The organism is Croceitalea rosinachiae (assembly GCF_031846445.1).
Lineage (GTDB): Bacteria > Bacteroidota > Bacteroidia > Flavobacteriales > Flavobacteriaceae > Croceitalea > Croceitalea rosinachiae.
The window spans coordinates 65,804-88,126 of record NZ_JAVRHR010000004.1 but is presented as its reverse complement, the minus strand read 5'-3'; the positions used below and the strand labels follow the sequence as shown (position 1 = coordinate 88,126).

General features: G+C 35.0%; 19 protein-coding genes. 5 read left to right on the top strand and 14 right to left on the bottom strand.

Annotation, left to right across the window (positions count from 1 at the left end; all coding sequences use genetic code 11):
• Positions 1 to 2,916: Ig-like domain-containing protein (locus RM706_RS15415; protein ID WP_311353166.1), on the bottom strand; the 2,916-nt coding region annotated here is incomplete at its 3' end.
• Between the two features lie 400 nt (positions 2,917 to 3,316).
• Between RM706_RS15415 and RM706_RS15410 the strand changes: the two genes are divergently transcribed.
• Together RM706_RS15410 and RM706_RS15405 are read left to right on the top strand one after the other, a co-directional pair.
• The gene (locus RM706_RS15410; RefSeq protein ID WP_311353165.1) at positions 3,317 to 3,865 is read left to right on the top strand and encodes a ClpP family protease; all 549 of its coding nucleotides are present in this window, start codon (positions 3,317 to 3,319) and stop codon (positions 3,863 to 3,865) included.
• Positions 3,866 to 4,061: 196 nt separating this feature from the next.
• A complete protein-coding gene (locus RM706_RS15405) occupies positions 4,062 to 5,405 on the top strand; it encodes an FAD-dependent oxidoreductase (RefSeq protein WP_311353164.1) in 1,344 nt (447 codons plus the stop codon).
• Here the strand turns inward: RM706_RS15405 and RM706_RS15400 are convergent.
• The 3 genes from RM706_RS15400 to RM706_RS15390 form a co-directional block, all read right to left on the bottom strand.
• Positions 5,402 to 5,776 carry a DUF4174 domain-containing protein gene (locus RM706_RS15400; RefSeq protein WP_311353163.1) on the bottom strand — a complete coding sequence of 125 codons (375 nt, stop codon included), beginning with the start codon at positions 5,774 to 5,776 and terminating at the stop codon, positions 5,402 to 5,404. The two genes, RM706_RS15405 and RM706_RS15400, sit on opposite strands and share 4 nt — an antisense overlap.
• A 69-nt stretch (positions 5,777 to 5,845) precedes the next feature.
• Entirely contained in the window at positions 5,846 to 6,625 is a 780-nt protein-coding gene (locus RM706_RS15395; RefSeq protein WP_311353162.1) for a zinc ribbon domain-containing protein, read from the bottom strand.
• 3 nt (positions 6,626 to 6,628) lie between these two features.
• Entirely contained in the window at positions 6,629 to 7,723 is a 1,095-nt protein-coding gene (locus RM706_RS15390) for a Nif3-like dinuclear metal center hexameric protein (RefSeq protein WP_311353161.1), read from the bottom strand.
• Between the two features lie 48 nt (positions 7,724 to 7,771).
• On the opposite strand from RM706_RS15390, the gene lpxK reads away from it, so the two are divergent.
• Positions 7,772 to 8,779, top strand: a complete 1,008-nt coding sequence (lpxK, locus tag RM706_RS15385) for a tetraacyldisaccharide 4'-kinase (protein WP_311353160.1) — start codon at positions 7,772 to 7,774, stop codon at positions 8,777 to 8,779.
• On the opposite strand, the gene RM706_RS15380 is transcribed toward lpxK, so the two are convergent.
• The 9 genes from RM706_RS15380 to RM706_RS15340 form a co-directional block, all read right to left on the bottom strand.
• Positions 8,763 to 10,979: a response regulator gene (locus RM706_RS15380; RefSeq protein WP_311353159.1), complete on the bottom strand. Its 2,217-nt coding sequence runs from the start codon at positions 10,977 to 10,979 to the stop codon at positions 8,763 to 8,765. The two genes, lpxK and RM706_RS15380, sit on opposite strands and share 17 nt — an antisense overlap.
• Positions 10,976 to 11,986, bottom strand: coding sequence for a type I glyceraldehyde-3-phosphate dehydrogenase (gap, locus tag RM706_RS15375; RefSeq protein WP_311353158.1), 1,011 nt, complete (start codon positions 11,984 to 11,986; stop codon positions 10,976 to 10,978). Before gap ends, RM706_RS15380 begins: the two co-directional genes overlap by 4 nt.
• Positions 11,987 to 12,025: 39 nt before the next feature.
• Positions 12,026 to 12,904: a lipoyl synthase gene (gene lipA, locus RM706_RS15370; RefSeq protein ID WP_311353157.1), complete on the bottom strand. Its 879-nt coding sequence runs from the start codon at positions 12,902 to 12,904 to the stop codon at positions 12,026 to 12,028.
• A gap of 59 nt (positions 12,905 to 12,963) precedes the next feature.
• The gene (locus RM706_RS15365; protein ID WP_311353156.1) at positions 12,964 to 13,527 is read right to left on the bottom strand and encodes an RNA polymerase sigma factor; all 564 of its coding nucleotides are present in this window, start codon (positions 13,525 to 13,527) and stop codon (positions 12,964 to 12,966) included.
• 28 nt (positions 13,528 to 13,555) lie between these two features.
• A complete protein-coding gene (locus RM706_RS15360) occupies positions 13,556 to 13,765 on the bottom strand; it encodes a membrane or secreted protein (protein WP_311353155.1) in 210 nt (69 codons plus the stop codon).
• A 70-nt stretch (positions 13,766 to 13,835) separates the two neighbouring features.
• Complete coding sequence (locus RM706_RS15355; protein WP_311353154.1) at positions 13,836 to 14,594, bottom strand: anti-sigma factor domain-containing protein; 759 nt, start codon at positions 14,592 to 14,594, stop codon at positions 13,836 to 13,838.
• Positions 14,591 to 15,157 (bottom strand): RNA polymerase sigma factor, encoded by a 567-nt coding sequence (locus tag RM706_RS15350; RefSeq protein ID WP_311353153.1) that lies wholly within the window; start codon positions 15,155 to 15,157, stop codon positions 14,591 to 14,593. The genes RM706_RS15355 and RM706_RS15350 overlap by 4 nt, the downstream gene beginning before the upstream one ends.
• A gap of 189 nt (positions 15,158 to 15,346) precedes the next feature.
• On the bottom strand, positions 15,347 to 16,363 hold the full coding sequence (gene murB, locus RM706_RS15345; protein ID WP_311353152.1) for a UDP-N-acetylmuramate dehydrogenase: 1,017 nt from the start codon (positions 16,361 to 16,363) through the stop codon (positions 15,347 to 15,349).
• Entirely contained in the window at positions 16,360 to 17,553 is a 1,194-nt protein-coding gene (locus tag RM706_RS15340; protein ID WP_311353151.1) for a pyridoxal phosphate-dependent aminotransferase, read from the bottom strand. The genes murB and RM706_RS15340 overlap by 4 nt, the downstream gene beginning before the upstream one ends.
• A 151-nt stretch (positions 17,554 to 17,704) precedes the next feature.
• Here RM706_RS15340 and RM706_RS15335 point away from each other — a divergent pair, with 151 nt between their 5' ends.
• A complete protein-coding gene (locus tag RM706_RS15335) occupies positions 17,705 to 19,054 on the top strand; it encodes an aspartyl protease family protein (RefSeq protein ID WP_311353150.1) in 1,350 nt (449 codons plus the stop codon).
• A 38-nt stretch (positions 19,055 to 19,092) separates the two neighbouring features.
• On the opposite strand, the gene RM706_RS15330 is transcribed toward RM706_RS15335, so the two are convergent.
• Complete coding sequence (locus RM706_RS15330; protein ID WP_311353149.1) at positions 19,093 to 19,479, bottom strand: DUF1573 domain-containing protein; 387 nt, start codon at positions 19,477 to 19,479, stop codon at positions 19,093 to 19,095.
• A gap of 199 nt (positions 19,480 to 19,678) precedes the next feature.
• On the opposite strand from RM706_RS15330, the gene RM706_RS15325 reads away from it, so the two are divergent.
• Entirely contained in the window at positions 19,679 to 22,303 is a 2,625-nt protein-coding gene (locus RM706_RS15325) for a valine--tRNA ligase (protein WP_311353148.1), read from the top strand.
• Positions 22,304 to 22,323 lie beyond the last annotated feature (20 nt).

Sequence of the window (22,323 nt, the reverse complement as noted above, 5' to 3'; positions counted from 1 at the left end):
AGAAAGATTGATGGTTATTCCAGAACCGTCATTATCCAAAATTTCCCCAATACCTTGATTGTCGGTAATATTTACTGTTCCCCCCGAAGCAAAAGAAATATTGACTTCATGACTTTCTGTTGGTTCGATAAGAATATCGTCAACTGCCGCAACATTAAAAGAAATACTAGTACTATTGGCAGGAAGCGAAATAGTATTCGGACCGCTGTAATCTGCAGTAGTTGTACTGATATTGGTGTAGCCAATATTAAAAACAACATCCTGGCTAATAGCGGCAGAGGAAGTAATGGTAAACACATTATTGGTTCCTTCAACAGTGGAAGAATCGTTAATGGTTATTTCTGGTGTTATGCTAAGTGTTGCTGATCTTTCTAAAGAAAAGCATAGATTGTCTAAATGTGTGACGATTACATTATAAACATTATTGTCCAATCCAGAGGTATTTGAAATTGTAAGTGATGATGTATTCACACCAGAATAAACACCGCTATTACTCAGATTTATTCCATTTTCTTGCCACTGGTATTGTAGTTGACCTGAACTATTAGTTCCGCTTCCATAATTAGGTGATCCTGAAGAAAAAGTTGTGGTGTTGCTAGCATTTAAATCAATTGAAAAGCTTACCGCACCGCCATTATTGACCATTTGATTGGCAGGGGAATTATTTAAAACAATCTGTGTCGCAGTAGTTTCATTTCCTGTAGTTCCTGTATAGCCACCTTGTCCAGTAACTAAACCAGTATTATCAACAGTATAAGGGCTATTTCCTAAATAATTATCATTATCATCATCAGAATGTCCAGCTTCAATTACATCTGCACATCCATCATTATCAGAATCTGAGTCTAAATGATTTGGTAGACTATCCCCATCTGTGTTCATTTCTTGGCATGCAGAAAAACGAATGGTAAAGTCATCATAAACAGAGTAAGCAACATTACCATCGTTAGTTTGATTATAAGCATAGTACCTTAAAGTATATGTAGTATTTTCTTCAAGTTGATAAGTGACACCCGAAGGCAATAAATCAAAAAATTCGGAAACTCCATTTGAAGGATAGTGTACTTGAACATCAGTATTTAGTAGATGGTAGGTACCAAAATTATCAGATGATATCGCTATTGCGGCATCATAAGAATTTCCTTCTGTAAAACCATCAGAATTTTGATACCAATTCACTCCTAGTCTTTCTATCATAGGATCTGCAATATCAGAACCAGTAGTGAAACTAACTTCTATATATTCATTATTGGCGAGTGCTTCTTCATAGGTATAGGCATCTAAACCAGAAATTTGAAGTTCAGAACCAGGTGAGGCACTGCTTAGTCCAGCGCCTGTTATAATGTTTCCTGTACTTGCTAATAGCCAATTTGCAATTGAAGGGTTTTGAACAAAATCAACACTTCTTCCTCCTATAGGACTATTGAGTCCCCATTGTATATAATCATCGTCAATACAATCTTGTGATTCATTTGAATCTAAAATTCCATCATTGTCATCGTCTAAGTCTAATGGATCAGGAATATCATCATCTTCGGAATCTGGTGCGGCATATAGTAATACGGTTGCTACAGCAGTATTACCCGCAGCATCCGATATTTCATATGTAAAGAAATCAGTACCTGTGAAACCACTACTTGGAGTATAACTGAAATAATCATCCAAAGGATTGCCGGGAGTACCATTGTTATTTAAGGTCACAGAGCCATTTTCCGGGTTAGTATTATTGGTAATTGCATTGCCTGCTTGCGCTCCTGAACTGCCAAAAATATCGTTGTCCAGAATATTAATTCTATTGTTTGAAGAATTAGTTTCTACTACCGCACTATCGGTCAAAGCATCTGGTCCAATACCAATGCATACTGTTGCGGTATCACAAACAGTTTGGTTTGGGGCGGGTAAGCACACTTGGTATTCAAAACTATCCGTACCTGTATACCCAGGATTCGGTTGATAATTGTATGTGCCATCAGAGTTTAGCGTTAATGTTCCATTTGAGGTGCCTGAAATTAGCAAATAAGAACTACCAGTTGGTACATTATCATTTATACTTGTGTCTCCATTACCGTCTCTATCTATTTTTATATCAATACACTCATCTTGCGCATAGGTCTGCATGATAAAAAACTTACCATCACCATTATCTGAAGTTGCCGCATAATATCTGATTTGTGTAATTATAGAACCCACGGGTGCCAATTCGGATAATTCATAAAGGGCAATTGCAATGATCTGTGTATTTTCATTGTTTCTTCCACTACTCCAGTAATCCGAATTAGTTGTAGGAGGTTGCTGGGGACCAACACCATATAAATTAAACTCATTGCGTATAAAAGTCTGTCCTAACTGCTGTTCTGAACCGCCTCCGTTAGGTATGCCCCAGACTTCTATATAAAGACAGTTGTTGCCACCACGTTCCGTTACTGCCAGTATACCATCTGGGTTAGATGGAATTCCAGGAGAGTAGGATATTGTTTGAATTTGAGCGTCTGTTGTAGCAACGGCATTATAATCACCACAAAAATCATCACCATTACTATTTGCACCAAAAAAGTGATTTAGATTAGAATCTTGATAGGCAAGTAGGGCTTCTGTATTCCAATTAGGATCATTACTACTAGTAACAATTTGAGTCCCGTTTTGCATAATGTTATTGAAACCATGACCACCAGGACCTAACCTTGTCATTTCATAGTTAGAGGGAACTACAAATGATGAATATAATGTACCATTGATGTCAATGGATTCTAAAGTAGCAGGTTGACTTACATTAGTTTGGGTATCTGCCCAATTAAAAGTTGCTCCTGTTCTTATTGAATTGGCTTGTGAAAACAAATTGTTCCCAGCGAAAAGAAAGCATATAAAAATTGTGAAAAGAAGCGATTTCTTTAAAGTTGAAGTAGTGGTTAGCTTCATAGGTCAAGATTTTGAAATTCATTTTAATCTAGCTTGACCGTATTTTTTTGACGCTTACTTATTAACGTCATAATTTGTTTAGGTCAAGTTTAGATTTTGAGTTGTAATGATTTGGGATCAATTACAGCAGTAAAAGTATTCCCAAACCTGCAAAACCCATAAATTTCACGTTGTTAGTACGATAAATTCGTTTAATTACTATTAATACAAAAGAACGCTGGGGTTTTAACAATATTTATAAATTGTTGTGAAACAGGCTGTTTTGTATGTGAAGTTTGAAGTTTTTCTTGATTGTAAGAAACGGATTAACTCTTTTGTGTTCTATAATCCAGGCATTTCATCTACTCGAGTAAATCATAAATTATTTGATTAATTTTATACCCTATAACAAAACGAAAAGATGAGTTCAAAAAAAGGAAAAGTACAAGAGGCTATTCAAGAAAAATTGCTAGAAGAGCGCAAAGTTTTTTTATGGGGTATGGTAGATGATGATTCTGCCAAACACGTAATAGATAGATTGTTATACCTTGATTTACAAAATAATAAAGAGATTCAATTGATTATTAACAGTCCTGGGGGATATGTTACCTCTGGTTTTGCTATTTATGATACTATTAAGCAAATTAAAAGTCCGGTTTCAACTGTCTGTTCAGGTTTGGCTGCATCTATGGGGTCTATTTTACTTTCAGTAGGAGAAAAAGGAAGACGCTTTATACAGCCTCATGCAAGAGTAATGATTCACCAACCTAGCGGTGGTGCCCAAGGCCAAGCTTCTAATATTGAGATTCAAGCAAAAGAAATTATTAAAACTAAAGAATTGGGAGCTAAAATATTAGCAGATAACTGCGGACAAGATTTTGAAAAAGTAATGAAAGATTTTGATCGTGATTATTGGATGGGAGCTGAGGAATCTGTTAAGTACGGAATCGTAGATGGTATTTTAGAATAAGTTTGATAACGAATTATAAAAATGAAAAGTCCTTCACAATGTATTGTGAAGGACTTTTTATATATAGGCGCTCTCGCGGAATAGTTTAAATTATATACGTAAAAATGGAGCATTTGGATGTTCTGTTAATCAGGCATATTAAGTGAATTTGATTACATTTAGGGTCTTTACTTCAAGAAATTAATATTATTATACAATGCAAACCCCAAAGCAAATTGCTATAATTGGATCTGGTCTAGTGGGATCTTTATTGGCTATTTACTTAAAAAGACATGGTCACTACATTACAGTTTTTGATAGAAGACCTGATATAAGAACTGTTAATTTTTCTGGGAGGTCTATTAACCTAGCTATGAGCAATAGAGGTTGGAAATCACTCAAAGTAGTTGGTATTGAAGAAGAAGTCAAAAAAATAGCCATTCCTTTGGATAAACGTGCCATGCATTTAATTGATACCCCAATGTATTTTCAGAAATATGGAAAAGAAGGTGAGGCTATTTGGTCAATCTCTCGCGGAATACTGAATAGAAAAATGATTGATTTTGCTGAAGAAGCAGGTGTTCAATTTAGGTTTAATGAAAAAGTATGGGATGTAAATTTGCCAGAGACCAAAGTATTTACAGGTGAGACAGAGAAAAGTGAGTGGAAAGAATATAAATATGACTTGATATTTGGTTGCGATGGCGCTTTTTCACGAGTCAGGCATAAGATGCAACGCAGAAGTAGGTTTGACTATTCACAAGATTTTATTGATGTTGGATACAAAGAATTAACGATTCCTCCAAATGAAGATGGCACCCATAAACTAGACAAAAATTCCTTTCATATTTGGCCAAGGGGCAAGTTTATGTTGATTGCCATGCCCAATCTTGATGGAAGTTTTACATGTACGCTATTTTTACCATTTGAGGGAGATGTATCTTTCGAAAAAATTACCACAAAAAAAGAGGCCAAGGATTTTTTCAAGACCTATTTCCCCAATGTTAGAAAGGAAATTGAGAATTTAACCCAAGATTTTTTCAAAAATCCAACAAGTGCCATGGTCACTATGAAATGTTATCCTTGGACCTATTGGAATAAAGTTGCTCTTGTGGGGGATTCAGCGCATGCTATTGTTCCTTTTTATGGACAGGGGATGAATGCTGGTTTTGAAGATATTTATGAATTGAATGAGCTTATTTTAAACCATGGCGATAACTGGGACACCATCTTTTCTATGTACCAAGAAAAAAGAAAGCCAAATGCTGATGCTATAGCAGAATTGAGCTATCGTAACTTTGTTGAGATGAGTAGTAAAACTGCTTATCCTATTTTTTTGTTGCAGAAAAAAATTGAAAAGTGGTTTTCAAAAAGACACCCTGATAAATGGGTGCCTGTTTATAGTAGGGTAACTTTTTCAGATAGGCCTTATGAAGAAGCACTGAAAATAGGTGATAATCAAGAAAAAATCATGGAAGAAATTATGAAAACACCTAATATTGAAGAGATTTGGAATTCAAAAGAAGTAGAGAACAAGATTTTAGAGCTGCTAAAAAACTAACCTTTTTTTCTTGAAATTTCAGCTCTTCGCATGGGCATTCCATCTATAAGAGCAAAAAGCTCATCAGGTTGAACTATAAAAGATTGTTTTAATTTGATGCCGCCATCTTTGCCAATTAAAAGTAACCCTGTAAAGTTTTTTTTTAGTTTAAATGGTTCAAGTAACCGGTCGTTAGTTCGTATTATCAAAATATCACGTTCTTTTAACCCTTCTTCATTTTTATTTAAAAGAGCTTCTTGATTCTTTAGTTTTGGATGGTTTTGATTACCAATTAAAACTATGAGTCTATTTTTCCACTGGTATTTCTTTAATTCTTGAGCAGGGCTATTTTGACATATTAAAATACAGCAGATTAGTACTAAAATTTTCATACTTTAAAGTTATAAAATAAAAAACCATCCAAGCTTTGGATGGTTTTAAACTATATAAAGTTTAGAGCGTTATAGCTTCTTAAAAAGTTTTTGCATTTTTTCTTGCTCTTCTTCTGCTAAAGTAGGGTCAACTAATATTCTTCCGCTATGCTCATCGGTAATTATTTTCTTTCTCGAGGCAATTTCTACCTGAACTTGTGGCGGAATTGTGAAAAAAGAACCACCAGAAGCTCCTCTTTCAATGGGAACAACAGCCAAACCATTTTTTACGTTATGTCGAATACGCTTGTAGGCTTTCACCAAACGTTCATCAATTTTATCTTCAAATTGTTCGGATTTCTTTAGTAAAGCTGTCTCTTCTTTTTCAGTCTCCGCAAGAATCGCATCTAATTCACTCTTCTTATGCTTTAAGTGTGCTTCTCGTTCTGATAGAATTTCTTTTGTACTAGAAACCACTTCTTTCTTTTGTTCAATCTGCGCTTTAAATTCTTTAATGTTCTTTTCGGCAAGTTGAATCTCCAACTCTTGAAATTCCACTTCTTTGCTTAAAGAATTAAACTCTCTACTATTGCGAACATTTTTTTGTTGCTCTGCATATTTTTTTATCAAGGCTTTTGACTCTTCAATTAAGTTTTTCTTGGCGGTGATTTCAAAATTTATGGTCTCAACATCAGATTTTAACTTGTCCATTCTAGTTTTAAGACCAAGAACCTCGTCCTCTAAATCCTCAACCTCTAAGGGCAATTCTCCACGAACATTTCTTATTTCATCAACTCTAGAATCAATTAATTGCAAATCATAAAGTGCTCGTAATTTTTCTTCTACAGTGATTTCTGTTTTTGTAGCCATATGTTAAAAATACTTGATGGGATTAGTATTACTTTCTGATAAAGTGATCGCAAAATTAGGAATTTTTTTTGTAAGAAAGTCAACCAATAAATTTTTTGTAAACTGCTCGGTTTCAAAGTGTCCGATATCTGCTATAACTATCTTGTTTTCAGCTTGATAAAATTCATGGTATTTTAAATCTGCGGTGATATAAATATCGGCCTTTGCATTAATGGCAGCTTTAATTCCAAAAGCACCACTGCCACCCAATACAGCAACTGTTTTTATCGATTTTTTTAACAAAGCAGAATGACGAACTATTTTTGTATTCATTTTGGTCTTAAGATATTTTAAAAAATCATGTTCAGTCATTCCTTTTTCCAGCTCACCTACCATGCCCATGCCTAAGTGTTGGTTTATGTTTTCCAGAGTTATAATTTCATAGGCGACTTCATCATAGGGATGATATTCAAAAAGTGATTTTAAAACAATATTTTCATTGTCACTGGGGTAGGTGATTTGCAGTTGTGTTTCTTTTTCATATCGAGTTTTACCAATTTCCCCTACTACTGGATTGGCATTTTCATTCGCTTCAAAAGTGCCAATGCCATCAACACTAAAGCTACAATTACTGTAATTACCTACTGCTCCAGCGCCTACCTCAAAAAGCTTCTTTCTTAGATTTTCTGCCTCGCGAATTGGTACATAGGTAGTCAGTTTTTTAATAGTTTTCTTTTTAGGGATTAATATTTTTCCATTTTTAATCCCAAGTACTTCACAAATTTTTGCATTTACACCCTGGTAGCTATTGTCCAAAGCGGTATGCGTGCTATAAATTGTGATATGGTTGGCAATAGCCTTCATAACTACACGCTCCACATAATTGCTTCCGGTTAGTTTTTTAAGGCCTTTAAAGATTATGGGGTGAAAACTGATAATCAAATTACATTTTTTTTCAATCGCTTCATCTACGACATTTTCAAGTGTATCTAGCGTCACTAAAATTCCATCAACAGTTTGGTCTGGACTTCCGACTAGTATACCAACATTATCAAAATCTTCTGCGTAGCTAAGTGGAGCTAGCTCTTCAAGTATTTCAGCAATATCTTTAACCGTCATTTCTTTTTTTTAAGGCCCATAAAGATAAAATATTCTAAATTCGTCTTCATGCAACTACTTCGTAAATTACTTTTTCCGATTTCTTTGTTGTATGGAATCGTAATTTATATGCGCAATTACCTGTATGACAGCGGCTTTTTCAAATCACAATCGTTCAAAACGCTAACTATATGCGTAGGTAATTTGAGTGTAGGAGGTACCGGTAAAACCCCAATGATAGAATATCTGATAAACATACTGCAAAATGATTTTAAAATTGCTGTTTTGAGTCGTGGATATAGACGAAAGTCGAAAGGATTTCAATTGGCTGATGACCAATCTACTGTTGAAAAATTGGGAGATGAACCGTTTCAGATATACAAAAAATTCGATAAGATTGATTTGGCCGTCGACAGTAATAGATGCAATGGCATACTGAATTTAGAAAATAGTATAAAACCTGATTTAATCCTATTAGATGATGCTTTTCAGCATCGTAAGGTAAAACCTAGTTTCAATATTCTTTTAACCGCATATGATAATCTATTTGTAAAGGATGTTTTTTTGCCAACAGGTACTCTTAGAGATGCTAAAAATCAAGCTAAAAGGTCAAATGTCATTATCGTTACAAAGTGCCCAAATAGTTTGCCAAAAGACGAGCAGAATAAAATCATCAAGCAATTGAACTTAGAAAAGACTATTCTTTTTAGTTCTTTCGAATATGCAAAAGTATTGCGATCAAAAACTGAGGAATTGAGTTTTGAAGACTTGAAAATAAAGCAGGTTTCTTTGGTTACGGGTATTGCAAACCCTAAACCGCTTGTAAAATATCTAGAATTTATTGGTGTTGTCTTTAAACATTTTGAATTTGGCGATCATCATTTTTTTTCTAAAAAAGAAATTTCAAAATTCAAGGACAATGATTATATAATTACTACAGAAAAAGATTTTATGCGTCTTGAGGGAAAGGTTGAAAACCTTTTTTATTTAGAAGTAAGGCATCGATTTTTGAATGGAGGTGATTTATTTTTGAAATCTGAACTGGAGAAAGTTATTAAGCTTAACCCTCAATCTTAGTCTTAAAGATGTTTTCTCCAATTTTTTGATAGAAGACCTCTGGTTTAAAAGGTTTCGTTACTACAGCATTGCAACCTGCAGCATAGAATTCATCAAGACTGTCATCCATTGAAATTGCCGTCAAAGCAATAATAGGTATTTCTGGGTCAAACTTTCGTATTTGAACAGTCGCTTCGGTGCCACTTATTCCCGGCATATGAATATCCATCAAAATGGCATCATATTTTTTGGTGCTGGCCGCGTCAATGGCTTCGTTGCCGTTATTGGCAATATCGGCTGACATCCCCTTCTTATTTAGCATTTTTTTAGTGATGACCTGATTGATTTTATTGTCTTCAACTATTAGAAGATGTAAGCCTTCAAAATCAAAATCTTCTACAGTTAATTCAAATGGTACTTCTTCAAGAGAATTCTCATCTGATTTTAACTCTAATTCAAAAAAGAAAGAACTTCCTTCACCAAATTTACTCTTTAAATGTATTTTACTATCAAAAAGACCTAATAGGCTTTTTACAATAGTAAGTCCTAATCCTGTGCCACCATACTCTCTATTTATTTGAACGGACCCCTGTTCAAAACTATCAAATATATTTTTCTGCTGTTCTTCAGAAATGCCAATTCCAGTATCACTTACCTCAAAATAAACAGTTAAATTATCTTCTTCTTTTTCTTTGAGCCTTGTAATAACTTCAACCTTTCCGTCTTTAGTAAATTTTAGGGCATTCCCAACAAGATTCATTATAATCTGCGATAGTTTTAAAGGATCTCCTAAAAGGTGAAGCGGTATCTTACTGTCATGATTCAAAATAATTTCGGTGTTATTATCTTTTGCATTTTGCTGTAAAGAATCAATAACATCGGTCAATACTTTTTTGAGCTTGAACTCTATATGCAATGGTTCAAGTTTATCGGCATCAATTTTATTTATTTGTAAAATATCATTGATGAAATTTAAAAGATAATCACCTGAAAATTTTAATGATTTTAGATGCTCTTTTTGATGATCTGCAGGGTTTTCATCAAGTAATAAGTGTGTTAAACCTGTAACGGCGTAAAGAGGAGTTCTAAGCTCATGTGTTACCGTAGACAAGAAATTTGTTTTCGCCTCCATAGCCGAAATGGCTGCATCACGGGCGGTTTCCAGCTCTTTATTCTTAGTTTGTAGAAGATCGTTGGTCTTTAATTTAATTTGATTGTTTCTAAAAAGAGAAACCGCCAAAATTGAGATTATTGTTAAAAACGCGGAAGCTAATATTCCAATAATTTCTGATCTATTCGCCGATTCACTAAGTTCTTCATTTTTTGCTTGTAAATCTTCAATGGTTTTTGTTTGGGTGTTTTGCAATATTTTATTGCCAGTTTTCGCCTCGAGTTTGACTTTCTCGATGCCAAACAGTGAGTCTTTGATTGCGATTAACCTAGCTTGTGCTTCATAAGCTCTGTCATAGTTTTTGAGAGTGGCATATGATGTGGTTAAATAAGAGTTAGCCCTTAAAATTTCTCTAAAAAAATTATGTTTTTCAGCAAGTTCAAGTGCGGCTTCTGCATGCTTCACGCCTTCAACAAGATTGTCTTGTTCTTCATACATCTTGGCCAATCCTAAATTTGATTGTGTAGCTAGAAAAGCCCGTTCATTTTCATCTGAATTCACTAATAATGCATTGTAATTTTTTGAGGCCTCGTCAAAATTTTCAAGTTCAGAAAAAATATGAGCCTCTAATAAGAGCATATAGTTCAATAGATTTTTATCATTACTTTGGCTTCGGGCTTCTTCTAATTTTTGTCTAGCCTGAAACTTATTGCCTGATCTAAATAATAAAGTAGCATCAATATATTTATGCACCGCATCTCCATAAGGGTATTCAATATCTTTTAGCAGAACTGAAGCACGATCCCAATAGAATTGTGTGGTCTCTTCATCTTCTAGCTCTAAATAGAGAAGTGCAAATTTGTGGAAAGTATCTAATAAAGATTTTAGATTCTCTTTTTCTTCTGCTATTTTGGCTGCTAAATCTAGCGCTTTTAATGCTTCTGTAAGCTTATTTTGATGACGGTAAAACCTTGCCTGATCATGATAATCAGCTATGGATTTATTTTTGGCAATGGAATCTTGGGCCCTAAGCCCAATGGCAAAAAGCAATGCAAAGAGTATTGTAAATGAACGATTTACATAAATCGAATGTAAATTTTTAAAATTCAAATGTAGTCTTTGTTTATAAGCAGTTGCATTAAATCAATAATTCTTGAACTATATCCTGTTTCATTGTCATACCACCCGATGATTTTTACCATTTTACCAATCACCGAAGTCATCTGAGAGTCAAACGTACAAGAATAACAACTATTGTTTATATCAATGGATACAATAGGATCTTTCGTATAGAAAAGTACGTTTTTTAGTTCATTTTCAGAAACTACTTTAAAAGCAGCATTAATTTCTTCAATGGACGTCTCTTTTTTTACATTGAAAGTGATATCAGTTAAAGACCCATTTGGTACGGGAACTCGAATGCCACAGCCACCTATAACATCTTCTAAGTCAGGAAATATCTTAGTTAACGCTTTCGCAGCTCCAGTTGTTGTGGGAATTATAGACTGGTTCGCGGCACGAGCCCTTCTTAAATCGCGATGTGGACTATCATGAAGACTTTGGTCGGAGGTATAGGAATGAATAGTGGTGATATAGGCTTGTTCAATTCCGCAAAGCTCTTTAACCACTTTTATCATAGGGGCGGCATTGTTTGTTGTACATGAAGCATTTGAGATTATATGGTTTTTTGAATTTAAAGCAGACTCATTAACTCCAAATACAATCATTTTTATTGTATCATCTGATGGTGGAACTGACAAAATCACTTTTTTTGCTCCATTTTTAAGATGAAATTCTAAATCTTCTCGCAATTTGAATTTGCCAGATGCTTCAACAACTAAATCAATCCCATATTGACCCCAATCAATATTTTTTGGATGGGGTTCATTAAGAACACTAATTATTCGATTATCAAAAAATATATTGCTGCCCTGCGTTTCAATTGGTTTTTGAAACTTTCCATGGATACTGTCATATTTTACCAAATGGACTAAAGTAGTAGCATCTGCTAAATCGTTTATAGCAACTACCTCAAATTCTTTATAGTTTGATAACAAACGGAATAAAGTTCTTCCTATCCGTCCAAAACCATTGATGCCAATTTTAAGTCTAGCCATTTAATATTGAATTACAACAAATCGAGAATAGGAGATGCTTTAATCTATGTGTTTGTGTGCCTTATAGGAAGATCTTACCAAGGCACCACTTTCAACGTGACGAAACCCCATTTTTAGACCAACCTCTTCATACTTTTTGAACTGTTTAGGTAAAATAAATTCTTTTACCGGTAAATGTTTTTTAGAAGGCTGCAGATATTGGCCAATAGTGACTACGTCAACACCAACGGAACGTAAATCTTCCATGGTTTGCAAAACCTCTTCTTCAAACTCACCTAAGCCTAACATAATACCAGACTTAGTCCTATTTGCACCATTGTCTTTTAAGTATTTTAAAACGTTTAGGCTTCTCTCATACTTGGCCTGTATGCGTACCTCTCTGGTCAAGCGTTTAACGGTCTCCATATTATGGGAAATAACCTCGGGATGCACAGATAAAATACGATCTAAATGTGTTTCTATGCCTTGAAAGTCAGGAATCAAAGTTTCTAAAGTGGTCTCAGGGTTCATTCGGCGAACAGCTTTGACCGTTTCTGACCAAATAATAGACCCCATATCTTTTAAATCATCTCTATCTACTGAAGTCAAAACAGCATGCTTTATTTGCATGATTTTTATAGAACGTGCTACTTTTTCAGGTTCAGCCCAATCAATGCTTTCAGGTCTCCCAGTTTTCACTCCACAAAATCCACATGAACGGGTACAAATGTTTCCTAGAATCATGAAGGTGGCTGTACCTTCTCCCCAGCACTCTCCCATGTTTGGACAGCTACCGGAGGTGCAAATGGTATGAAGGTCATATTTATCTACTAGGCCACGAAGTTGTGTGTACTTTTTACCCGTGGGTAGCTTTACCCGTAACCATTTGGGTTTACCTTTTTTTGGTGGAATCACATGTTCAACTGTGGTCGTGCCCATAGTGCTTATTTAAGCTACAAATATACGAAAAGGTGCATTAGAAGCCATTCTGGAAGAGCTTACTTGGTGGTAATAATTTCTGCCAATAGTTTTTTAGCGCGTAATAACTTTACCTTAATATTGTTTATAGGTTCGTTAAGTTCATTGGCGATTTCAGTGTAGCTCATCTCATTAAAATATCTGAGATTAATTACTTTTTGGTAATGGGGTTTTAATTTTTTAATATGCCCCAACAAAGTGGCCAAGTTTTGTTCGATAATAAGGTTATCTTCAGCTGAAGGGCTTTCATCAGCAACTTTATGGACTTCACTGTTTTTTCCGGCTTCAAGTTCAGCCAAAATATTCTTTTTTCTTTTTCTTATAAGATCAACATGAAGATTTTTTGAAATAGCCACTAACCAAGTGCCAAATTCATAGTTTTCATCAAAGGTGTTGATTTTATCAAAGGCTTTTGAAAATGTTTGTATTGTAATATCTTCGGCATCATTTTCATTTTTGGTGCGCAATAATTGAAAACCATAAACATCGTTCCAAAAACTATCTAGCAGGGTGCTAAAAGCGATCTGATTACCAGCTTTCGCTTTGGCAATTGTTTCTAAAAGATTGTTTTCTGCCTTATTCAAAAAAAGAGATTAATTAAATTCATGATTGCTATTGCAACTCCGGCATGGAATCTTTTTTACAATCTTGCTCTTCAGGTAATTTTCCGCAAAAACCGCAGGCTTCACCATTCTTGTTAAGATATGGGTTTTGACTGGCACAGGTGCCAGCAAATTCTCCATCTTTTTTTGACCAAATTTTAATAGCTATGCCAGCGAATGCTAATGCTAAAAGACCAACGGTAAGTAAAACCAACTTCATCTACAATTTTTTGTAAAAATACAAAATCAACAAGGAAGAAAACTAAGTTTAAGATGACTTTAGATAATTGCTAATAGTTGATATTTGCGACAATATTTTGAACTGTTGGTGTAGCATTGCCACCTTGTTGCTCAATAGTAATATAGCCAATAGCATTATCTGCATAAGGCATAGCCCATAATTTATCTTTATCATCAATATCTTTGATGATGCCTAAATTGACCATTTCACCATTGACTTCAGCCCACATCTGAAAGCATTTGTCTTCAGGTAGTTGCGGTAAGTTACTAACATTGATGTAAGAAAGCTTTTTTACAGGATTAACATAAGCCACTGCCTTAAGTTCTTCGGCTTTTTTGTTGCCTCGTACAGAGTATTTTTTGGTATTTGGGTTATTCAGTACAATGTATTGGTTTCTTATATCCTCCAATTGTACTTGCATGTCCAACTCAAGATCCTTAATCTTATTGGTAACTAAAGTATTTTCTTCTTGAAGATTCTTATTCTGATTGTAGAAGAAATATGATGAACCAGCAAAAATTAAAGCCGCAAAACTCGCGGCAATTGCATATTTGAGGAATTTGCTAGTACCTCTTTTTTGTTGTCGTATCTTGTGTAAGATAGTATCTTTTAAACCTACAGGTACTTTTAAGGCGTGCAATTTGGCAAATGCTTCCAAGTTTTCTTGAAGTTCATTATAAGTTTCCCTTACTTCAGGATACATGGCAATGTATCGCTCAACCTGCAATGATTCTTCTGTTGAAGTAGCTCCTAAAAGATACTTTTCCAACAAATCAGTATCCAAAAATATTTTAATTTTTTCTGTCATGATATTAAACTAACTATCATTATCAGCACCATTGATGTGCCATAAATTTTGCGTAACTCCCTAAGTCCGATTTTTAATCTCGATTTAATAGTACCTAGAGGAATATCCAATTCTTCACTTGCTTCTTGTTGCGTCATGCCCTCAAAAAATAATGCATCGAGCACTACCTTATATTTAAGTTCAATCTTGTCAAGATGCTCTTTCACGTCCATAAACTCTGGTCGTGTGGTGTTCACACCTAAATTATATACGTCTGAAACGTCTATTTGGATTTCTTTATCAGATTTTGTGTTAACACTTCTTAACTTATCAATGGCGGTATTTCGAGTAATTCGAAATAACCAAGTGAACAGTTTTGCTTTTGATTCGTCATAAGAATCTGATTTTTTCCAAATTTTAACAAAACTCTCTTGAACAACGTCTTGTGCCAAATCTTCATCTTTGACTACTTTATAAGCAACACCATATAGGGTGTCAGCATAATTGTCATATAACAATGAAATCGCTTTTTCATCACGTTCTTGTAATAATTCTACAATATGCTTCTCTAATAATGTGCTCATATAATGTTATGACGTCATAAAGAAAACTGAAAAAAATCCAAATTGTCTTTTTACTCGTAAATAGAATAACGCTAAAGTATAAAATTGATTACAACGGAAGCGTTTAAAAAGATACAGTTTAGTTAAGGTATATACGATTTTGGTTAGTTTGGTTTGGTATAACCCCAGTTTACTGCTTAGTAACTGGGGTTATTTTATGATATTTACCTCAGGTTCTATAATGATTTGAAATTGTTTTTTTACTTCCTCCCGAATTTTCAAGGCCAAACTCCAAATTTCTTCACCTGTTGCCTTTCCATAATTTACAAGTACAAGCGCCTGTTTTTCATGTATGCCTGCATCACCCAAACGCTTACCCTTAAAACCACATTGTTCAATAAGCCACCCCGCTGGAATTTTATATTGTCCATTTTCCATTTTATAGAAAGGGGCTTCAGGGTTTTTCTTTTGAAAACTCTTAAAAGTCTTTTTTGATACTACAGGATTCTTAAAAAAACTGCCACTGTTCCCAAGCTTTTTTGGATCAGGAAGTTTGCTTTGACGTATTTTAATTACAGCATCAGAAATATTTTTAATACTTGGGTGTACGATTCCTTTTTTTCGTAGCTCATCTTCAATGGCACCATAGAAAGTTAATAACTTATGGTTTTGTTTGGTAAGCTTTAGTAATACAGAGGTAATAATATATCTCCCTTTTGCTGAATTTTTAAATATGGAGTCCCGATAACTAAATTGACAATCCTCTTTAGAAAATTCTTCCAATTCTAAGGTGTCAATGTTCATTGCCTCACAGGATATAAAAACATCTTTTAACTCTACCCCATATGCCCCAATATTTTGAATAGGTGCAGTGCCTGTACTACCAGGAATCAGGGATAAATTTTCAATTCCGCCATAATCTTTTTCTATAGCCCACAGTACCAAATCGTGCCAGTTTTCACCAGCCATCACTTTTATGTTGACCACAAGATCATTCTCTTCAACTATTGATATTCCTTTAAGGTTAATGTGCATGACTAAGGCATCAATATCTTTAGTCAATAACATATTGCTCCCTCCACTTATGATAAACCTTTCTGAATAGGCAGAAAGTTGCAATACTTTTTGTAACTGTAAAAGGCTATTGATTTCTACAAAAGACTTTGCATTAACGTCAATACCAAAAGTATTGTATGGTTTTAAGGATATATTTTCTAGAATATTCACTTGGCAAGGTATTGTTGCAATCCTTTTTTTAAAATCTTCACAGCGCGTACTAGTTGTTTTTTGTCCAATACATATGCAATCCGTATTTGATTGATTCCCAAACCTTCTGTGGCATAAAATCCTCCCGCTGGCGCAACCATGACGGTTTCTTTGTCTAAATTAAAATGTTCCAAAAGCCATTGGGCAAAATCGTCTGAATTTTTAACAGGAAGTTGTACTACACAATAAAAGGCACCACTCGGTTTAGCAATTTTTATATTATCGATTTTTTCAAGCTCAGAGACCAAAAGATTTCTTCTTGATACATATTCCGTTATTACGTCGTCAAAGTAACTTTGTGGTGTATCCAATGCTGCTTCACTTGCAATTTGTGCCAATGTGGGAGGTGAAAGCCTTGCTTGGGCAAATTTTAATGCCGTATGAATTACTTCTTGATTTTTTGATACAATACAACCAATCCGTGCACCGCACATACTATATCTTTTTGAAACTGAATCGACTATTATAGCATTATTTTCAATTCCTTCTTCTTTCAAAATGGAATGATGGTGTTTTCCGTCATAGGCAAACTCCCTATAGACTTCATCAGCGACTAAAAATAAATCATGGTTTTTAACAAGAGAAACAAGCTGTTTGATTTCATCGTGATTATAGAGATATCCTGTTGGGTTCCCAGGATTACAAATCAAAATAGCCTTTGTCTTTGGAGTGATGTTTTTTTCGAATTCTGAAAAGGGAGGTAAAGCAAAGTTCGTTTCGATTGCGGATACTATAGGAATTACTTTAACTCCGTTAGCTGTGGCAAAACCATTATAATTAGCATAAAAAGGTTCTGGAATGATAATTTCATCACCTTCATCTAAAATGGAGCCCATGGTGAACGCCAAGGCTTCCGAGCCGCCTGTGGTCACTATAATATCTTTTGCGGTCACATTGATATCATGCATTCCATAATAATTGGCAATTTTTTCACGGTAATTATCCGAACCTTCAGTTCTACTATAAGCCAAAACTTCAATTTTATGGTTTCTTACGGCATCCAATGCGACTTTGGGTGTTTTTATGTCTGGTTGGCCAATGTTGAGATGAATAACATTAATACCTTTTTTTTTTGCTTCTTCGGCATAAGGAACCAATTTTCGAATTGGCGAAGCTGGCATCAATCGTCCTTTAGATGAAATTTTTGGCATTCTGAAATAAATTTTAACAAAAATGAGGAAAAGGCATCTGCAAAACAATAAAAGCTCTTATTAATTGGTATGTTGGGTTAATGTTAAATTTAATTTTAGTAGAGTTAATTTTCCTACCTTTAATAGATACAACCCTTTATAAATAAGCCTATTGAATAGAGTTCTTACATATATAACCTTAGTGTTTTTTTGTTTTTCCATTTCCGGTTTTGGACAACGATTTCATATCTCAAATAAGAAAAAGTATGAAAAAATAAAGTTTGAACTGGTTAATAATTTGATGGTCGTGCCGGTGGAATTAAATGGCACAAAACTCTCTTTTATACTTGATACTGGTGTAAGTAGTCCTATTCTCTTTAATTTGACCAACCAAGATTCTATTCAAATTAATAATGTTTCTGAAATTACTTTGCAGGGTCTGGGTGAAGGAGATCCGATTCAGGCATTAAAATCGACTAAGAATACATTTAAGATTGGAAATGCCAAAAATTTCAATCAGGCCTTATATGTGGTTATAGATAGAGATTTGAACTTTTCAACTTCATTGGGTATTCCAATTCATGGTATTATTGGGTATGACCTTTTTAAAGATTTTGTAGTTGAGGTCAATTACAGCTCTAGTAGTCTGAAACTTTACAACCCGAATGATTATCAATATAAAACTTCTAAAAGAAAACAAACGCTGCCCCTTTCCTTAATAGATAAAAAGGCTTTTGTGGACGGAGCGGTTACAAAAGAAGATGATTCCGAAATTCCTGTAAAGTTATTGGTTGATACAGGTAGTAGTGATGCATTGTGGTTATTTCATGACCCAGATAAAGGTCTAGATATTCCCGAAAAGAATTATGAAGACTTTTTAGGGCAGGGATTAAGTGGCAACATTTTCGGAAAGCGAACTAAATTGAAGGGCATTCGCATTGGTATGTTTCAATTGAATGAAGCAAAAGCTGCATTTCCATATAAAGAATCGTTTAGCGCAATTAAAGATTTTGGTGATCGAAATGGTAGTGTTGGAGGCGAAGTCCTTAAAAGGTTCAATATTGTCTTTGATTATCCTCGAAACAAGATTACACTTTCCAAAAACGGCTATTTCAATAGACCTTTTCAATATAATTTAGCTGGGATTGAATTACAACATAACGGGGTTCGCTATATTGCTGAACGTATTGCAGACTCTAGAGGTGTCGTAAAAGCTGAACACAATGACTCTTTTGGAAATGTTCAAATTTTGATGGATAACAGTACACGTTTGAGTTTAGTGCCTGAGATTGTAGTGTCAGGTATAAGAGCAGGTAGCCCTGCTGAAGAAGCTGGTTTGAAAGAAGGCGATGTTATTCTTGCAATAAACGGAAAAGAGATACATGATTATAAAATTCAAGAAATCCTTCAAATGCTAAATGAACGTGAAGGTAAAAGAGTTCGAGTACAGATTGAGCGTTACAACAAAGATTTGCTTTTTACCTTCGTATTAAAAGATATTTTTGAAACAAAAAAGCCTTGACGAAAGTCAAGGCTTTTAATTTGCATAGCGCGATAATCTTATTTTGCTCCTTCACCTTTTACAGTTCCTTTAATCTTTAGAACCTTAGTTGGCGTATCTGCATTTGATGAAACAGTGATTGCCTTTCTAATTGGACCAACACGTTTTGTATCATATTTAACTTGAATTTCACCAGTGGCTCCAGGTAAAATTGGAGCATCTGGTTTTTTAGGGATGGTGCATCCACAGCTAGATTTTACATCACTGATAACTAGTGGAGCATCGCCTGTATTGGTGAATTCGAATACACGAACACCATCACTACCTTTTTCAATCTCACCGTAATCCACGGTTTCTGATTTGAATTCAATTTTAGCGGTCTTGTCCTGTGCTTTTACGCTTACGGCCAAAAGACCTACAAATAATAAAAGTACTATTTTCTTCATTTTTTTTCGTTTTGAGGAATTTCAAAAGTAGTTGATTTCAACCTACATCCAAAATTCTTTTGTCTTCTAATAACGTTACTTATTTTTGTTTCGTATTTAAAGGATTGGCCAATCGCCAAAGAATAGCGTAAAATTAACATAGCGCCATTCCTTTCTGATTCTTCAATCCACCTTACTTTTACAAAAACTATACCGAAAAATGGAAATTCCATCAAAATACGAATCCAGTAAAGTAGAGCAACATTGGTATGATTACTGGATGCAACACAATTTTTTCACTTCAAAGCCCGATGATAGGGAACCTTACACTATAGTAATACCGCCACCTAATGTTACGGGAGTATTGCATATGGGTCATATGCTGAACAATACCATACAAGATGTTTTAATCCGAAAAGCAAGATTGGAAGGCAAAAATGCATGTTGGGTGCCCGGTATGGATCATGCGAGCATTGCCACAGAGGCTAAAGTTGTGGCTAAGCTTAAGGAAGAGGGAATTGATAAAGTAGATTTGACGCGTGAGGAGTTTTTAAAGCATGCCTGGGACTGGACTGATGAATATGGAGGAGTAATACTACAACAGCTTAAAAAATTGGGAGCTTCTTGTGATTGGAGCCGAACAAAGTTTACCATGGATGACGATATGTCAGCTTCGGTAATCAAAGTTTTTGTTGATTTATATAACAAAGGTTTGATTTACAGGGGATATCGAATGGTGAATTGGGATCCTGAGGCAAAAACAACCCTTTCAGATGAAGAAGTTAACTATGAAGAAAAGCAAGGGCTACTATACTACTTAGCTTATGACATAGCAGGTTCAGATGAAAAAGTAACCATTGCTACCACCCGGCCGGAAACTATTTTAGGAGACACTGCTATTTGTATTAACCCTAATGATGAACGTTACGCCCATTTGAAAGGAAAAAAGGCTATTGTACCTATTTGTGGACGGGTTATTCCGATAATTGAAGATGAATATGTTGATATTGAATTTGGTACGGGATGTTTAAAAGTTACTCCAGCCCATGATGAAAACGATAAGAATTTAGGAGAAAAGCATAGTCTTGAAGTAATCGACATTTTTAATGAAGATGCTTCTTTAAACTCCTTTGGCCTTCATTATGAAGGTCAAGACCGTTTTGTTGTTCGTAAAGAGATTTCCAAAGAGTTGGAAGAAAAAGGCTTTTTGGTGAAAACTGAACAACATACCAATAAAGTGGGTACTTCAGAACGTACCAAAGCGGTTATTGAACCAAGGTTGTCAGATCAATGGTTCTTAAAAATGGAAGATTTGGCTAAGCCGGCAATTAATGCCGTTTTAAAAGACGGTGATGTAAAGTTGTTCCCAAAGAAATTTGAAAATACCTATCGTCATTGGATGGAAAACATTCGTGATTGGAACATTTCACGCCAATTGTGGTGGGGACAGCAAATACCTGCTTACTATTATGGAGATGGTAAAGAAGATTTTGTAGTTGCAGAAAATAAGGAAGAAGCCCTTAGCTTAGCTCAATCCAAGAACCCAAAAATAGAAAAATCTGATTTACGACAAGATGGAGATGTATTGGACACTTGGTTCTCTTCATGGCTGTGGCCAATCAGTGTTTTTGGTGGAATTCTCGAACCTGAAAATGAAGAAGTAAACTATTATTATCCTACCAATGATTTGGTTACAGGTCCAGATATTTTGTTTTTCTGGGTAGCGCGAATGATTGTTGCGGGCTATGAGTTTAGAAACGAACGCCCTTATGAAAATGTGTATCTGACAGGCTTGGTACGAGACAAACAACGTCGTAAAATGTCAAAATCGTTGGGCAATTCGCCTGACGCCTTAAAATTGATTGAAGATTACGGAGCTGATGGGGTTCGAGTAGGGCTACTATTAAGTTCTGCAGCGGGTAATGATTTAATGTTTGATGAAGCTCTTTGCCAACAAGGAAAAAACTTTGCTAATAAGATTTGGAATGCCTTTCGTTTGGTTAAAGGTTGGGAAGTAGCCGATATTGAACGGCCACAGTCAGCTAAAATCGGCATTGATTGGTATATCGCTAAGTTCCAGCAAACTTTGGCTGAAATTGAAGATCACTACAGTAAATATCGAATTTCAGATGCTCTAATGGCAATTTATAAATTGGTGTGGGATGATTTTTGTTCTTGGTTCTTAGAAATTGTAAAGCCGGAGTATCAAAAACCGATTGATAAAAAGACTTTAGCCGAGGTAATTAATTTGTTTGAAGCTAATCTGAAATTATTACATCCTTTTATGCCATTTTTAAGCGAAGAAGTATGGCAGCATATGGCAGAACGAACTCCAGAACAAGCTCTTTGTATTGCAGATTGGCCGAAGAAGGTTGCTTTCGATGAAAAACTGATTGCCGAATTTGATTTTGCTGCTGAGGTGATTTCTGGAGTGCGAAACATTCGTAAAGAAAAGAACATTGCCAACAAAGAAGTTTTAGAACTCATGGAACTAAATACAGAAGATTCAGGTTCTAAAATGGATGCCATCATTACCAAATTGGGGAATCTCTCTACCATTGAATCTGTAGATAATATGGTTGAAGGTGCTTTAAGTTTTCGGGTAAAAAGTAATGAATATTTTATCCCTATTTCTGGTGCAATTGATTTTGAAGCTGAAATTCAAAAGATCAATGAAGAGCTTAAATACACCAAAGGCTTTTTACAATCTGTTCAAAAAAAACTATCGAATGAGCGTTTTGTAAATAATGCGCCACCAAAAGTAGTGGAGATGGAACGTAAAAAAGTAGCAGATGCTGAGGCGAAGATTGAGACTTTGGAGAAGAGCCTGGCAAGTTTGGGGTGAGTTAAATAGAATAGTTTCAT